13 protein-coding genes and 1 tRNA gene are annotated in these 14,675 nt (G+C 63.6%); 3 read left to right on the forward strand and 11 right to left on the reverse strand.

The annotated features are described in order from the left end of the window. Positions 1-4: 4 nt before the first annotated feature. Genes ABIB35_RS10300 through ABIB35_RS10325 form a run of 6 tightly spaced genes read right to left on the reverse strand, consistent with a single transcriptional unit; the run spans position 5 to position 7,454 of the window. Positions 5-1,852, reverse strand: a complete 1,848-nt coding sequence (locus ABIB35_RS10300) for a protein kinase domain-containing protein (protein WP_354181108.1) — start codon at positions 1,850-1,852, stop codon at positions 5-7. Next, a complete protein-coding gene (locus ABIB35_RS10305) occupies positions 1,849-3,303 on the reverse strand; it encodes a peptidoglycan D,D-transpeptidase FtsI family protein (RefSeq protein ID WP_354181109.1) in 1,455 nt (484 codons plus the stop codon). Before ABIB35_RS10305 ends, ABIB35_RS10300 begins: the two co-directional genes overlap by 4 nt. Beyond that, a complete protein-coding gene (locus tag ABIB35_RS10310; protein ID WP_354181110.1) occupies positions 3,300-4,718 on the reverse strand; it encodes an FtsW/RodA/SpoVE family cell cycle protein in 1,419 nt (472 codons plus the stop codon). The genes ABIB35_RS10305 and ABIB35_RS10310 overlap by 4 nt, the downstream gene beginning before the upstream one ends. Then, positions 4,718-6,196 (reverse strand): PP2C family protein-serine/threonine phosphatase, encoded by a 1,479-nt coding sequence (locus ABIB35_RS10315; protein WP_354181169.1) that lies wholly within the window; start codon positions 6,194-6,196, stop codon positions 4,718-4,720. Before ABIB35_RS10315 ends, ABIB35_RS10310 begins: the two co-directional genes overlap by 1 nt. A gap of 44 nt (positions 6,197-6,240) precedes the next feature. Then, positions 6,241-6,726 carry an FHA domain-containing protein FhaB/FipA gene (locus ABIB35_RS10320; RefSeq protein WP_502915770.1) on the reverse strand — a complete coding sequence of 162 codons (486 nt, stop codon included), beginning with the start codon at positions 6,724-6,726 and terminating at the stop codon, positions 6,241-6,243. Continuing rightward, entirely contained in the window at positions 6,726-7,454 is a 729-nt protein-coding gene (locus ABIB35_RS10325; protein ID WP_354181111.1) for an FHA domain-containing protein, read from the reverse strand. The genes ABIB35_RS10320 and ABIB35_RS10325 overlap by 1 nt, the downstream gene beginning before the upstream one ends. Positions 7,455-7,898: 444 nt before the next feature. On the opposite strand from ABIB35_RS10325, the gene ABIB35_RS10330 reads away from it, so the two are divergent. Beyond that, positions 7,899-7,981: transfer RNA gene (locus ABIB35_RS10330), tRNA-Leu, on the forward strand. A 125-nt stretch (positions 7,982-8,106) separates the two neighbouring features. On the opposite strand, the gene ABIB35_RS10335 is transcribed toward ABIB35_RS10330, so the two are convergent. After that, positions 8,107-8,526 (reverse strand): DUF5997 family protein, encoded by a 420-nt coding sequence (locus ABIB35_RS10335; protein WP_354181112.1) that lies wholly within the window; start codon positions 8,524-8,526, stop codon positions 8,107-8,109. 102 nt (positions 8,527-8,628) lie between these two features. Between ABIB35_RS10335 and ABIB35_RS10340 the strand changes: the two genes are divergently transcribed. Both ABIB35_RS10340 and ABIB35_RS10345 read left to right on the forward strand, forming a co-directional pair. Continuing rightward, complete coding sequence (locus ABIB35_RS10340; RefSeq protein WP_354181114.1) at positions 8,629-9,411, forward strand: LysR substrate-binding domain-containing protein; 783 nt, start codon at positions 8,629-8,631, stop codon at positions 9,409-9,411. 44 nt (positions 9,412-9,455) lie between these two features. Further along, a complete protein-coding gene (locus ABIB35_RS10345; RefSeq protein ID WP_354181115.1) occupies positions 9,456-9,833 on the forward strand; it encodes a VOC family protein in 378 nt (125 codons plus the stop codon). 41 nt (positions 9,834-9,874) lie between these two features. On the opposite strand, the gene ABIB35_RS10350 is transcribed toward ABIB35_RS10345, so the two are convergent. The 4 genes from ABIB35_RS10350 to ABIB35_RS10365 form a co-directional block, all read right to left on the reverse strand. Further along, a complete protein-coding gene (locus ABIB35_RS10350; protein ID WP_354181116.1) occupies positions 9,875-11,605 on the reverse strand; it encodes a cation:proton antiporter in 1,731 nt (576 codons plus the stop codon). Positions 11,606-11,663: 58 nt separating this feature from the next. Then, positions 11,664-12,437 carry a metal-dependent hydrolase gene (locus ABIB35_RS10355; RefSeq protein ID WP_354181117.1) on the reverse strand — a complete coding sequence of 258 codons (774 nt, stop codon included), beginning with the start codon at positions 12,435-12,437 and terminating at the stop codon, positions 11,664-11,666. Between the two features lie 139 nt (positions 12,438-12,576). Then, positions 12,577-13,977, reverse strand: coding sequence for a GntP family permease (locus ABIB35_RS10360; RefSeq protein WP_354181118.1), 1,401 nt, complete (start codon positions 13,975-13,977; stop codon positions 12,577-12,579). A 68-nt stretch (positions 13,978-14,045) separates the two neighbouring features. Continuing rightward, positions 14,046-14,564, reverse strand: a complete 519-nt coding sequence (locus ABIB35_RS10365) for a gluconokinase (protein ID WP_354181119.1) — start codon at positions 14,562-14,564, stop codon at positions 14,046-14,048. Positions 14,565-14,675: the final 111 nt, after the last annotated feature.

Genomic DNA, 14,675 nt, shown 5'->3' on the forward strand with positions numbered 1-14,675 from the left:
TTGCTTACCCGGCCGAAGGATCTGTGCCGTTGGGCTGCGCCGGAACGGTGGACTCGGTGGACTCCGTGGGTTCAGGCGCGGCGGTGGGAGCGGGGGCCGCGGTGGAGGGACCAGCCGAGGTGAAGTAGGTGACCGTGGAATTCTGCGGGAGGGGTGCTCCCTCGGAAGGATTGACGGCCACTACGGTTCCGGCGGGCTGGTTTGAGGGCTGGGCGCCGCCGTTGACCGGGACCAGGCCGGCTGCGCTGATCCGCTGTTCAGCTTCGCTGCCCTGCAACCCGGTCAGGCCGCTGGGAACCGTGGTCATTTCCGGTGTGGGTGCCCCGGTTGAGTAGGTAACCGTGACCAGGGTGCCGCGGGTAAGGGTCCCCACCGGGTTGATGTCCATGACAGTGCCCTCGGGGAAGTCGGAAGACTCCGTCGGATTGCCGTTCACGGCGAGACCCAGGTTGGTCAGTTCAGCCTCAACTTCGTTGAAGGGACGGCCTTCATAGCTGGCGGAGTTGATCGTGATTTCGTCAGCATTTTCTGAAGGTGTCTCTGAAGGGGAGGACGGTTGGGTCTCCGACGGCGCGGGAGAGGTCCGTGTGGCACTCGGGCTGGTCGCCTGCGAAGTGGTCGGGGCCGGATCAGGGTTATCGCCGTTGTTGCCGTTCACCAGGAACGCGACCACCACGGCACCGATCAGCAGTACTAGCAGGGCTATAAGGGGGATGGTCCACGGGCTGCGGCGCTTGGCAGGAGTCCCCTCATCGGTGTCCTCGCCGTTCCCGTCACCGGTTCCATCGACGTCGTCGACTTCATCATCAGTCCAGTCCCTGGAGGCAGCAACTTCGCCGGTGGCGGGCGCTTCCGCCCCCACAGCTGCTCCTGCGACGGTGGGAAGTGCCGAAGTGGACGGCGTGCTGTTCACGGCGCGGGTTGCGGAGGTGCCTGTAGTGGGTACGGGAGCGGTCACTGCATCGTTGACCACAGTGGCGTCGCCGCCGCCGAAAAGCAGCATTCCGGGGACCGCAGCTTCCGCAGCGGCGATGTCGCCACGGCGGATGGCGGCTACGGCGCGGGCCAGTGCCTCGGCGTCGGCCGGGCGGTCGGCGGGATCTTTAGCCAGCATGGACATGATCAGGGCACGGACCGGCAGCGGTATGCTCTCGGGCAGCGGCGGCGGAGTGTCATTGACCTGGGCGAGGGCAATGGCAATCTGGGATTCGCCGGAGAAGGGCCGGGTGCCGGCCAGCAGCTCGTAACCGATGACACCAAGCGCGTAGATGTCACTGGAACCGGTGGCCTGCTGTCCGGTGGCCTGCTCTGGTGCCAGGTACTGGGCGGTCCCCATGACCTGGCCGGTGGCGGTCAGCGGCACCTGATCGGCGAGGCGGGCGATGCCAAAATCGGTGATCTTGACCCGGCCGTCGGGCAGAATCAGCAGGTTCCCCGGCTTCACATCGCGGTGAACCAGTCCCTGCTTGTGGGCTGCCGCCAGTGCGGTGGCGGTCTGCCCGATGATGGAGAGGGTGCGGTCCGGAGGGAGGCTCTTGTCGCGTTCGATGATGGAGGACAGCGGCAGCCCGGGGACAAGCTCCATGACCAGATAGGCCGAGCCTTCTTCCTCGCCGTAGTCGAAGACGTTGGCGATGCCCTCATGGTTCAGCAGCGCGGTATGGCGCGCCTCAGCCCGGAACCGGTTAAGGAATCCAGGGTCCCCGGTGTACTCCTCCTTGAGGATCTTAATGGCAACAATGCGGCCCAGGACAAGGTCCCGTGCCTTCCAGACCTCACCCATACCGCCGATGGCGATACGGTCGGTGAGCTGGAATCTGCCGCCTAAGGTGATACCCGATGTAGGCCTCACTTATTCAACACCGCCTCTAGGAGTTTCTGCGCGCTTGGAGTGGTCAATTGGGCACCGGTGGTCAGATCCACGTCTTCCATGACGATGGAAATGGCTACTTCGGGGTTATCTGCCGGTGCGAACCCGGTGAACCAGGCGTTATCGCCCCGGTCCTGGACTTCGGCGGTGCCGGTTTTGCCGGCCACCTTCACACCGGGAATCTGCGCCGCGGAGGCGGTGCCGTTGCTTACGACGCCAACCATCCAATCGGTGAGCTGGCGGGCCGTTTCAGGGCTGACAGAAGTGTTCAGCACTTCAGGTTCCGGTTCGTCGAGGATGGACAGATCGGCTGCGCGGACATTCCGCACCAGGTTTGGGGTCATCTGCACGCCGTTGTTGGCGATGGCGGCGGACATCATGGCGATTTCCAGCGGCGTGGCCGTGACGCTGTACTGGCCGATGGCAGCCTGGGCCAGCTGTGCCTGGTCCAGCTCCGTCGGGAAGCCGCTGGCGACCACACTGTAAATTCCGCGGTCGGGAAGGTGCAGGGCGGTGTTCCAGCCGAACTTCTCGGCTTGCGAGACGATCTTTTCTTCGCCGAGATCCCAGGCAATCTGGGCAAACACGGTATTGCAGGACTGTTCCAGGGCAAAGCCGATGGTCGCCTCCGACCGGGCGCCGCAGTTTCCATTGGTGTAGTTGGGCAGGGAGATGTTGGTTCCCGGCAGCGGCAGGCTATCCGGGTTATCGATGAGGGTATCCGCGTCATACTCGCCCGATTCAAGGGCAGCTGCGGCATCAACAAGTTTGAACACGGAACCGGGAGCCAGCAACGACTGGGTGGCAGCGTTGGTGTACGGCGACAATCCATCCACCGTGAGAAGTTCCTGCATGTTCTGCTCCACCACAGTGGAGTCATGGCCGGCCAGCAGATTGGTGTCATAACTGGGCTTGGAAACCATAGCCAGGATGTTGCCGGTCTTCGGCTCCAGCATGACAATGGAGCCCTTCTGCCCTTCGGGAATGAGGTCATAGGCCATTTGCTGCAGCTCGGGATCGATCGTCAGCTCAACCGATGCCCCCTGCGGCTGGTTGCCGGAAACCAGCTGCACGATGCGGTCCAGGAACTGCTGGTCGCTGGTGCCGGTGAGTTCATCATTCATGACGCTCTCCAGCTGAGTCACCCCGCTGACCAGAGAGAAATATCCGGTGAGCTGGGAGTACAGCTCGGGCTGGTGATACACACGCTGGAAATTGAACTGGTCACCGGAGGGTAAGGACTCGGCAATGGGTACGCCGTCCACCAGGATTGACCCCCGGTTACGGCCGAAGTCCTGGTAGATGGTGCGGTTGTTGTTCGGATTGGTGTTCAGGTCTTCGGCTGCGAAAAACTGGACGTAGGTCAACGAACCGAGAATGAGGACAAACATGGACAGGGCCACGATCCAGCTGTTCCGGATGGCTTGATTCATGAGCCGCTTACCTCCTCTTTCCTCTGTGTGCGTTTACGTGGGGCCGGCTTTGCTGATGCCTCCTGCAGGGCCGGCACCATGGGGCCGGTCATCGGGCCCATGGCGGCCGGACGCCGGGCGGCCTCGGAAATCAGCAGCAGCAGGGCCACAATGATCCAGTTGGCCAGCAGCGATGATCCGCCGGCCGACATGAACGGTGTAGTCAGCCCGGTAAGCGGGATCAGGCGGGTCACGCCGCCGATCACCACGAAACACTGCAGGGCAATGGTGAAGGACAAGCCACAGGCCAGCAGCTTTCCGAATCCATCCCGGGTCCCCAGGGCTGCACGGAATCCGCGGGAGACCAGGAGGACATACATCAGCACGATCGCAAAGATGCCGACCAGCCCTAGTTCCTCGCCCAGAGCGGCAATGATCATGTCCGAATTGGCGAAGATGACCAGATCCGGACGACCCTGCCCCAAACCGGTGCCGGACAACCCGCCGCTGGCAAGTCCAAACAAACCCTGGACCACCTGCCAGCTGCCGCCCGGACGATCGATGACCTCCGGGTCGAAGGCATTGATCCAGCCGTCAATACGGAGAGCCACATGGCTGAACAGCTGCATGGCAGCAAGGCCGCCGACGGTGAGCAGGGCAACACCGATCAGTACCCAACTGACCCGGCTCGTGGCGACGTAGATCATCACCATAAACAGGCCGAAAAACAGGATGGAGGAGCCGAGGTCTCGCTGGAAAACCAAGACGCCAATACTGACGATCCAGGCCGCCACCATGGGGCCAAGATCCTTCAGCCGCGGCAGCTGCAGGGGGCCGACCTTGCGTCCCGCCAGCAGGATGAGATCACGGTTGGTGGATAGATACCCCGCAAAGAATATAGCCAGCGTGATCTTGGCAATTTCTCCCGGTTGGAACGTACCGACCCCGACGCTGATCCAGATTCGGGCGCCGTTGATCTCGGTGCCCAGCGGTGTCAGGGGCAGCAGCAGTAGGATGGCGCTGACAATCAGGGAAATATAGGTGTACCGGCGCAGAATCCGGTGATCCTTGATGAGGAACAGCACGGCAATGGCAGCTGCGACGGCTACGGCACTCCACAACAGCTGCCGGTCTGCGGCATTGTCGCCCGCCGGGATGTCTAGGCGGTGGATCATGGCCAGGCCGATGCCGTTCAGTGCGGTGACGATCGGAAGTATAACCGGATCGGCATATTTAGCCCGGAACCGCAGCACAATGTGGAAGACCAGGACCAGTCCCACGAGAGTTGCACCCTGGGTCCAGAAATCCGAGTCGAAGGCCCGGTCCTGGTCGAGGCCGACCACCATATTGGCTCCGATTCCCACCAGGAGGGCCAATAGCAGCAGGACGGCTTCGATGTTTCGACGCGATTTGGGCGCGGTCAGTACATCTGACATTACTTTTGTCCTCCGCAATCTTCCGGATCAGCGGAAGGCTGGGCAGTGGCTGAGGGGCTGGCGGATGCCGTGGGGCTGGGCGCCGGCTTTCCCTCGGCCTGTAGGGGAGTTGCCGATACGGAAGGGCCACAGCTGTTCACGCGGGCCGTGCCCCTGAGATCCTCAACAATTTGTTCCGCGTGCAGCAGGTCTTTGGCCGGAATGGTGCCTTCGACCCGGTCCCGCTGATACTCCGGCAGACTGTCAACCGGGATATCGGTGCGTTCAGTGACGGAGGAAAGCTTGATGGGTCCAAGGGACTGGGAGACTCCGTTGTAGATGGCCACGTTGCTGTCGCTGGAACCGACGTAATAGCGCGTCTGGGTCCAGGTATAGCCAACCCAGAGAACCGCAGCCAGCAGAAGGATCATCAGCGTCAGGAAAGCGGGTACAACCCAGCGGCGCCGCGGCTTGCTCTCCTGGGGCTCCGCAGCCGGCTCAGCGTGCGGTGCGGCAGCCTTGTGGGTGAGCATGCGGGCCGCACGACGTTCCGCGGAACGTTTGGTAACGATCGGGATCTGCCCGGTTTCGGTGGCCAGCGACGCCGCTCCAACCAGGACGTGGGGGCGCTGGGAGAGGTCCTGTCGGATCAGTTCGGCACGGGCCGGTTCGTCGTCGTCGGCTTTTTCTGCATCCGTGACGTCCCGGGCGGTGAGGGGAACAGCCGGTGATTCGCTCGCCGGGGCCGCGGTGCCACCACCGCCGATGACGGGGACGCGTGCAGTGTCCGGTTCTAACGTAACCACCGAATCATCAGGAACCTCTGAGACTTCCAGCACCGCAACCGTCACGTTGTCCGGCGAACCGCCTGAAAGCGTGAGCTCCACCAGGATATCGACGCACTTCTGGAGGTCCCGGGTGCTCCGCAGTACGTTTTCAATGTCGGAGTCCCGCAGAACGGCAGTTAGCCCGTCGGAGCACAGCAGCCATTTCTCGCCCGGTTCCACCTCGAAGTTTGCCAGGTCCAGTTCTGGACTGGCATCCACATCACCGAGCACCCGCATCAGGACATTCTTATGTGGGTGGACTTCGGCTTCCTCCGGGCGCAGCCGGCCTTCGTCGATGAGTCGCTGCACGAAGGTGTGGTCGATGCTGATTTGTTCGAAGACGCCATTTTTGAGGCGGTACGCCCGGGAATCGCCTATATGCGCGAAGGCGAAATGGTTCCCGTTCAGCAGCAGTGCGGTGACGGTAGTGCCCATGCCAGAAAGCTGCGGACTGGTGGTCACCAGCTCGGAGAGCAGGGAATTGGCCGCCTGAATCTCATCAGCGAGTACGGTTAGCGCCTCGTCGTCGTGAGTTTCGCTGTCCAGATGGACCAGGTCCAGGACGGTGGAAGCGGACGCGACATTGCCGCCGGCATGGCCGCCCATGCCGTCGGCGACGACGGCGAGGTAGCGGCCAACATAGGCTGAGTCGTCATTCTTCAGACGAACCATGCCCACATCGGACCGTGCTGCGTAGTTGAGGACCAGAGCCACCGTTAAGGCCTCAACTCAAGGACCGTCTTGCCGATGCGGATGGGAACTCCGGGCTCGACCGGCAGGGCACGCGTCAGCTGGCTTCCGCCGAGGAACGTGCCGTTGGTGGATCCAAGGTCCTCGATAAACCATCGGCTGCCCTGCGGGAACAGGCGGGCATGGCGGCCGGAGGCATAGTCGTCCTCCAGCACCAGAGTTGCCTCCTGCGCGCGGCCCAGGAGGATGGGGCTGGATGCCAGCTCCAGGGTTGTGCCCCGCAGGGGGCCCTCCGTGACGAAAACCTGGCGTGCCGGTGCCTTGGCGGGAGCGGGGACCTGTTTCTCCAGGTCGGGGTTCTTCCGGATCTGGCGGGCACTCGGGGTGCCGGTGCGGTTGCGGCTGCCCACCACCAGATCGCGCCGGATGGCCCCGACAACGCTAATGACCATCAGCCACAGCAGGATAAGGAACCCGTAGCGCAGCAGGGTCAGGATCAATTCACCGTCCACTAACGTCCCCCGGTCCGAACGGGCAGGAGACGGAACGTGATGCGGGTGCGACCCATGGCGATAGTGGAGCCATCCGTAAGATCTGCTTCCCCTTGTACTTTTTGGCCGTTGACGAAGCTTCCGTTTGTGGAACCGAGGTCTATGGCGCGGCTGACACCGTTTTCGGTGCGGATTTCAAGATGCCGGCGGGAAACGCCGGTGTCATCAACGAGGATATCTGCCTCGGAGGACCGGCCCAGCACCACGGACGGAGCGTTCAGCGAATACCGCTGGCCGTCGATGTCCAAGACGGGCTGCATGCGGGCCGGTCCCTGCCGGGGTGCAGGCGGTGCTGCCGGGCGCGGGGCAGGGGCTCCGGCCTTTTCGGTTGACGAGTCCACCTCGAGCACCCCGGCCTTCAAAGCCGAATCGCGGGTGAAGGAGACACGCACCGGCCCCTGAAGTGTGTAGGACTGGCTCCGTGCGTGCTTGATGACAACGTCGCACAGCTCCTCCGCCAGCGGAGCCCCCCATTCCTGGGCGCGCTTGAAATCTGCGTCGGACAGGCGGGTGGTGAAGACATTGGGTGCCAGTGTGCGGCCCTGTCCCACGGTGAAGGAACGCTCGTCGAGCTCACGCCGCAGTGCGATGGCTAGCTCAAGGGGTTCCACCCGGCCGGACGAGCCTGTGGAGAAGGCACCCCGCACAACCTTTTCGATGCCGCGTTCAACGTTATCGAGTAAGCCCATGTTCGCCTCCTTCCCGAGGAATCTGTCCGGACTGTCCGGCGGTAGCTGGTCTATCTGAATCATTTGGGTTGCATCACTGGCCGCGGGTGCTCCGTAACCGCCTCGATTGTGCCCACGGGCGGCTTCGGAGCGGTATCAAGGCAGGCCAAAGATACTAAGGTCCACTTCGATAGTACTGGCCTCCCCCAATAAATAACCTAACGGGCGTACGGCGTTCCCGCGCGCCGAAATGTCCATCGGAGGCAGCATCGGAACCCTTCGCGGGCGGAGGAACGACGAGCGGGCGGCAGGAAAATCCCCGTCCTGCCGCGGTTTTTGCCGGCTGGCTTCGCTCGTTTAGGTGTTTGCCCAAAATGTGGGTATGCTTGATTCTGCTGTTCCCGAGGAATCGAGACGCTGAAGGTCGTGAGACTGAAAGCACACGCTGCCTTGGGAAACCATTTAGCGCGAGTGGCGGAACGGCAGACGCGCTGGCTTCAGGTGCCAGTGTCCGAAAGGGCGTGGGGGTTCAAATCCCCCCTCGCGCACATCTAAGAATCACCCCGGTTTAACAGGCCGGGGTGATTTTTTTATGCCTTCATACGGCAGGCAACGGCCGTTAACAGGAGCAGGCCGCCGGATACCCGGCGGCCTGCTCCTGTTAACTACAGTGCTAGCTCTGCTTATTGGCCTGCTGTTCGGCCTGAGCGGCCTTACGGGCTTTCTTGGCCTCAGCTTCCTTTACGCGCTTGGCTTCGTCGCGGACTGCGGCAAAGCTGGCCCGTTCCTCCACGAGCCACGCCGGCGGTGCGGCAAGCAGAGCGGTGATCTCCGCTGTGGTCAGCGCGTCGGTGATTCCCGACCGGGTGAGGCCGCTGATAGAGATATTGAGTTTCTGGGCCACCACGGGACGCGGGTGGGGGCCGTTGCGGCGCAGATCAACGAGCCACTCGGGAGGGTTGGCCTGGAGCTCGTCGAACTGGGCGCGGGAGATGGGCCCGTCCTGGAACTCCTGCGGCGCTGCGGGCAGATAGATGCCCAGTTTCTTGGCTGCCGTGGCAGGTTTCATGGATTGGGATTTCTCGGAAGTCATCTTCTAAGGGTATCCGGCGCGGGCCCCGCCGCGGGGCGTGCCGAGATAGTGCGGAGGAACACTGCGGAGAGAAGCAGGAGCGCTCTGGGCTAACCTGAAAAGGTGCCGACAGATTCCTCCCCCCGCCAGACCCGCTCAGCCCGTCCGCTGACGCTGGCCTACGTTCCCGGAGTGACGCCCGGAAAATGGATCGGCCGGTGGACAGAGCGGAAGGACCGTGAGGTCTCCGCCTATCAGTGCGCGGAGGACGCGGTTCTGGAGGAGTTGCGTGCAGGGCGCGCGGATCTGGTGTTTGTCCGTGTGCCGGAGGAGGGTTTTCTTCGCCCTGCAGACCTGAGCGTCATTGCCCTCTACGAGGAGCGTCCGGTGGTCGCCGCCGCCAAGGACTCCGCCGTCGCTGCTTTTGACGAGCTGGACCTGGCTGATCTGGCCGGCGAGAACCTGCTGGACGTCCGGGAAGTGGGGGGCCCCGACGTCGGAATGGAAGTGGTGGCTTCGGGTGCTGGCCTGCTTGTCCTTCCGATGGCCGTGGCCAAACTGTACGCGCGGCGCGACGTCGTGGCACGGCCGCTCACAGGCTATCCCGCCACCCGCATTGCGGTTGCCTGGCTGGAAGATGCCCAAGATGAGGGCATCGAGGAATTTGTGGGAATTGTGCGCGGCCGCACAGCCAATAGTTCCCGGCAGCCCTCGGTCCAGGCGGAACAGAAGACCACGGCCCGGCAACGGACCAAGGAACGCCAGGGCAGAAGCGGGGACAAGGCGGCTGCCGGCGGGAAGCCAGCAGCCCGGGCCGGAGCCCGGGGCAAGGCCGGTTCCAAGGGTGGGGCCGGTTCCAAGGGTAAGGGAAACGCTAAGGGCAGTAACCCGCGCCGAAGCCGCTGAGGCGGTCTGCAGTGCCGGGCGACTGACACGGTAGCCTTGCGCCCATGCGCGTAAAGATGAGCAGTATCCACGTTATCGATCCGGCAGCGGCCTTCGACTTCTACACGGGCACGCTCGGCTTTGAGCCGCTGATGGTGATGCCCGAGTACAACCTGTTTATAGTGCAGGCACCCAACATTCCCGACGGACCCGGATTATTGCTGGAGCCCAGCGACAATCCCGTAGCCGAGGCCTACCGCACCGGGGTGTATGACCTGGGTCTGCCCGCTGTGGTGCTGGGGGTGGAGGACATGGCGGCGGAAATGGAGCGGCTCAGCGCCCTGGGTGTCCGTTTCACCGGACCGCCCGCCACGGACGCCATGGGCACGCAGGCCGTATTCGACGATGGCTGCGGGAACTACATCCAGCTCCACCAGGACTAGTTCCGCTCCGGCACAGCGCCGCTTTTGCGCCGCGTCTGCGGTCAGTGCTCGCCCAGGCGCGGCTTCAGCCGGGATTCCTCCAGATCCAGCAGCCGCTGTGCATCCGCCAGGGTGCGGGACGGGAAACGGCCTTCCCTGCGTGCTGTCAACAGGGCCTCGCGTTCAGCATCAACAACGGCGCGCCGGAGCTCGCGGTACTGCAGCTGCGGGGTCGCGGAGGTGCCGATACCCAGCGCTTTAACCCGTTCCCAGGCCAGTTCGCTGCGCAGGAAGGTGCTTTGGCGCACGCGTTCCACCACATCCGGATCCACATCCGCATCAAGGTCCAGGCACACCGCGGGATTCTCCAGAACCCTCAGCCCCGCGTCACTGATCTCGTCCAGCAGGGTGGCAAGATCACGCTGGTCTTCGGCGGCATTTCTCCCTCTGACCCCGAGCATCCGGATGAGCCACGGCAGTGTTCCGCCCTGCAGCAGCAGCGTCACCACAGCCACCGTAAACGCGATCAGGACCAGCTGCTCACGGTAGGGCGTGGATTCCGGCAGGGACTGCGCTGCTGCCAGCGTCACCACGCCGCGCATCCCGGACCAGCCGATGACAACGCCGCCACGCCAGTCCAGTCCTTCGCTGCGGAGCTGCTTGATGTCCGCCTGCCGACGCCGGTAGAGGTCTTCGCCGCGGGAGTGCCGCCGGCGGCTGCGTTCGTCAGCCAGTCCCTGCGCCTTGAAGCGGTCCAGTGTGGCCCGGAAACGGTTGGTGCGCCGCTCCTGGTAGCCCACCTTGGCCCGCAGGAGCATGATGAGCGGGCCCATCCAGATGAAGCGGATGGCGATGAGCAGGGCGGTGACGCCCAGGCCGATCATCACCGATTCGCGCACCGTTAGCAGTTCCGGATCGATGTTCTCCACCAGGTAGCGGATTTCCAGGCCCATGAGGAGGAAAACACCGTTTTCCAGCAGGAATTGGACGGTGTGCCAATTGACGCTGTCATTGATCCGCGCCTGGGCGCTGAAGGCGGCTCCCGCCCGGTGGCCCGTGTACAGCCCGGCAACCACCACAGCCAGGACGCCGGAGGCGCCCAGCTCTTCGGCCGGAATGAAGGCCAGGAACGGAACCACAAAGGAAATGGCTGTATCCAGGACCGGGTCATGGAGTTTGGAGCGGATGTACACCGTGGTGAATCCCACCAGCAGGCCGACGACGACGGCGGCCACGACGGCGAAGCCGAAGTCAGCCACACCGTCCCAGATGCTGGACATGCCGCCGGCACTGAAGGCGATAGCCGAGCGCAGCAGCACCAGCGCGGTGGCGTCGTTGACCAGCCCCTCGCCTTCAAGCACGGTGACCAGGCGCGGCGGCAGGCCGAGCTTCTTTCCGATGGACGTGGCGGCTACGGCGTCGGGCGGACTGACCACGGCGCCCAGCGCGATGGCGGCGGCCAGGTCCAGGTCCGGCAGCAGAATGTAGAGCAGCAGGCCGGTGGCAAAGGCGGAGAACAGCACAAGGAAGACCGAGAGGCTGGAAATGGCGCCGAGGTTGCGCCGGAAGTCCACCACCGGAACGTTCACCGCGGCGGCATACAGCAGCGGGGGCAGCACACCCATCAGGATCAGTTCATGGGGAACGGTGAACGTTGGCAAACCGGGTACATAGGACAGTCCGAGTCCGACCACCACCAGGATCAGGGGCGCGGCAATGCCGAGCCTCTTGGAAAACGCGGCGACCGTGACGATGACCGCCACGCCGATGACAGCAAATAGGGCTAGTTCCACAACTACCAGTATCGTTCACAGCCATGAACAACTCGAGGTATGGCACGGACTCTGCGCTCTAAGCGGACGCCCACTGGGTCACGGTAAAGAAAGCGGCGTGGATCACACCATATAAGGCGTACACCGTCACCGGAACCATCAGAGCCCATTCCCGCCAGGATCCTGCCGCGCCGATCAGCGGCAGAGACATACACCCGCTGCTGCGCCAGAGCTTGTTCAGCACGGGAATGCCGGCAAAGGAGCGGGGGCGCTTGATCCGCAGGGGCCACAGGATCATGACGCCCTGATGGGTCAGTAGATCACCCAGGATGTGTACGGCTACGCCGAGGCCCACGGCGACCGGCAGCCAGTCATTGTTTTCGGGCGCGTAAACGGCGATGAAGGCGGACAGGCCCAGGGCCAGAAGCCAGCTGCGGCCCCGCCCGCCGGCGATCTTCAGTGCCTTCAAGGCAAAACCCATGAGCAGCACCGACAAGAGGCCGGCTCCCACGGCCACGGACCCGAAGACGGGGACCACAGCCGTGACCTTGCCCAGGGCGGTGGACAGGGCCACAAAAACGGCCAGACCCAGCAGCGAGTGCGTTCCGCGCCGGTGTCCGCCGCTGATCTGTTCCGTGATCCTTGCCAGAATTTTTGTCAGCGGAGGCAGGGAGTGGGCAATGGTTCCGCTGTGGTGGTCCAGATCCGGAAGTAGAGCCGCCCCGGCCGTGAGCAGGGCTCCGGTGACCACTCCCAGCGGCGTGACCGGATACCAGCCGAGGGCGTGCGGTGCGGTTGAAGCGACAGCAACCCAGGCTGCGGCGCCTGATGCTGCGTGATGACCACCCATCATGGTGCGTGGGGTCCTTCCCTAGGGCGGTGTGGAGCACCGAAAAATTTCGTAACTTCTTATGTTTTCATGTGCCACTGACACTGCGGATACGACGACGGCGGGGCACCCGCGAAGGTGCCCCGCCGTCGTCGTGCGCTGGTTAGGCCAGCGAAGCCAGCCCGAAGGCCAGCGCGGCCAGGGCGAAGCCCATGGTGCCGATCAGCGTTTCCAGCACGGTCCACGTCTTGAGCGTGGTTTTTACGTCCATGCCCATGAACCGGCCCACGAGCCAGAAACCGGAGTCGTTGACGTGGCTGACCACCACGGAGCCGGCGGCGACAGCCACCACCATGGCGGCAATCTGCACCGTGTTGTAGCCGGATTCCAGGACGCCGGGAGCAATCAGAGCCGCCGCAGTGGTCAGCGCCACCGTGGCGGAGCCCTGGGCGATGCGCAGGATCGCAGCGATGAGGAAACCGGCCAGGATCAGCGGAACGCCGAGGTCGCTGAGGGTATCGCCCAGGGCATCGCCGATGCCCGAGGTGCGCAGGACGCCGCCGAACATGCCGCCGGCACCGGTAATCAGGATGACCGAGCACACCGGACCGAGGGCGGATTCCAACACCTTTTCAATGGCGCTCTTGGATTCTCCGCGCCGGGTTCCCAGGACCACGGAGGCTACGAGGAGGGAAATCAGCAGTGCCACCGGGGTTTCGCCCAGCGTGCGCAGCAGGGCGTACCAGGGCTGCGCCGCGGCCTCTTCGGAGACGATGCCGGCCGAAGACAGCGTGTTCAGCCCGGTGTTCAGGAAGATCAGGACCAGGGGCAGGAGCAGGACGGCAACAACGGTGCCGAACTTCGGGGGATTCTTGACGCCGTCTTCATCGATCTCGCCCAGAATGGCCGGAATGGGCAGTACAAACTTCTTTCCGGCCCAGAGACCGAACAGATAGGACGTGAGATACCAGGTGGGCAGGGCAATGATCAGGCCCAGGATCAGGACCACGCCGATATTGGCGTCGAAGAAGCCGGAGGCAGTGACGGGGCCCGGATGCGGCGGCACAAAAACGTGCATCACCGAGAAGGCACCGGCGGCGGGAAGGCCGTAGCGGAGCACACCGCCGCCCAGGCGCCGGGCCACGGAGAAGACCACCGGGAGCATGACCACAAGGCCGGCGTCAAAGAAGATCGGGAAACCGAAGATCAGGGAGGCAACGCCCAGAGCTAAGGGGGCGCGTTTTTCGCCGAAGACCCGGATCAGGGTTTCGGCCAGCACCTTGGCGCCGCCACTGGTTTCCACCAGGCGGCCCAGCATGGCGCCCAGGCCCACGAGCAGGGCAACAGTGGCCAGGGTGGAGCCGAAGCTGGTGGTCAGGACGGTGACTACGCTGGCGGTGGGAATGCCGGTGGCAAACGCGGTCAGCAGGCTGACCAGGATCAGCGAGACAAACGCGTGGACGCGCAGCTTCAGGATCAGGAACAGCAGCAGCGCAATGGCTCCGGCTGCGATCAGGAGGAGGGGGCCCGCACCGAGGGTTTGGGTCCAGCCTTCAATTGTCATGGGTTTAGCTCCGTTACTAAATGAGTGACTGTTGTGAATGACTGCGGCGCATGGCGCCGGAGCAGGAATTAGTTCGCAGGAAGGTTCAGCCGGTCCAGGATGTCTGCGGCGATCTCCGCGGGGGAGTGGAGGATATCGATGACCACCCCGGGTTCGTCGTCGGCCAGGGGCTCCAGTGTGCTGATTTGGGAGGGCAGCAGAGAGGCGGGCATGAAGTGGCCGCTGCGGGTCTTCATCCGTTCACTGAGCACCTCGGCGTCACCGTTGAGGTGGACAAAGTGAACCTCTCCGGACGCCGTGGCCAGCACGTCACGGTACGCCCGTTTCAGGGCGGAGCAGGTCACGATGGTGGAGCGTCCGTTTTCGGCCTGGGTGTCCATCCAGTTCCGGATGGAGTCCAGCCACGGCCAACGGTCTTCGTCGGTCAGCGGTGTGCCGGAGGACATCTTGGCGATGTTGGTTTCGGGATGGAACTCATCCGCTTCGGCGGCGATCCAGCCCAGGTGTTCGGAAAGCAGGGTGGAAATGGTGGTCTTGCCGGAACCGGAAACACCCATGATGACAAGGTGCTGGGGGGCGGGGCTCATGTTTCTCCTTGGACGCCGTTGTCGCCGGAAGCGGGCTTGCCCCCTCCGAAGTAAATCTTCAGGACAAAGGTATCACCATATAAGTGATTGATAACACCAATGCCACGTTAG

The sequence above is a fragment of the Arthrobacter sp. UYP6 genome (genome assembly GCF_040547315.1).
Taxonomy (GTDB): Bacteria; Actinomycetota; Actinomycetes; order Actinomycetales; family Micrococcaceae; genus Arthrobacter_B.

Excerpts from the sequence above, each read along its gene's own strand:
- ABIB35_RS10305 (WP_354181109.1), bottom strand. The coding sequence starts at position 3,303 with ATGAATCAAGCCATCCGGAACAGCTGGATCGTGGCCCTGTCCATGTTT.
- ABIB35_RS10310 (WP_354181110.1), bottom strand. The coding sequence starts at position 4,718 with ATGTCAGATGTACTGACCGCGCCCAAATCGCGTCGAAACATCGAAGCC.
- ABIB35_RS10315 (WP_354181169.1), bottom strand. The coding sequence starts at position 6,196 with ATGGTTCGTCTGAAGAATGACGACTCAGCCTATGTTGGCCGCTACCTC.
- ABIB35_RS10325 (WP_354181111.1), bottom strand. The coding sequence starts at position 7,454 with ATGGGCTTACTCGATAACGTTGAACGCGGCATCGAAAAGGTTGTGCGG.
- ABIB35_RS10335 (WP_354181112.1), bottom strand. The coding sequence starts at position 8,526 with ATGACTTCCGAGAAATCCCAATCCATGAAACCTGCCACGGCAGCCAAG.
- ABIB35_RS10345 (WP_354181115.1), top strand. The coding sequence starts at position 9,456 with ATGCGCGTAAAGATGAGCAGTATCCACGTTATCGATCCGGCAGCGGCC.
- ABIB35_RS10355 (WP_354181117.1), bottom strand. The coding sequence starts at position 12,437 with ATGATGGGTGGTCATCACGCAGCATCAGGCGCCGCAGCCTGGGTTGCT.
- ABIB35_RS10360 (WP_354181118.1), bottom strand. The coding sequence starts at position 13,977 with ATGACAATTGAAGGCTGGACCCAAACCCTCGGTGCGGGCCCCCTCCTC.
- ABIB35_RS10365 (WP_354181119.1), bottom strand. The coding sequence starts at position 14,564 with ATGAGCCCCGCCCCCCAGCACCTTGTCATCATGGGTGTTTCCGGTTCC.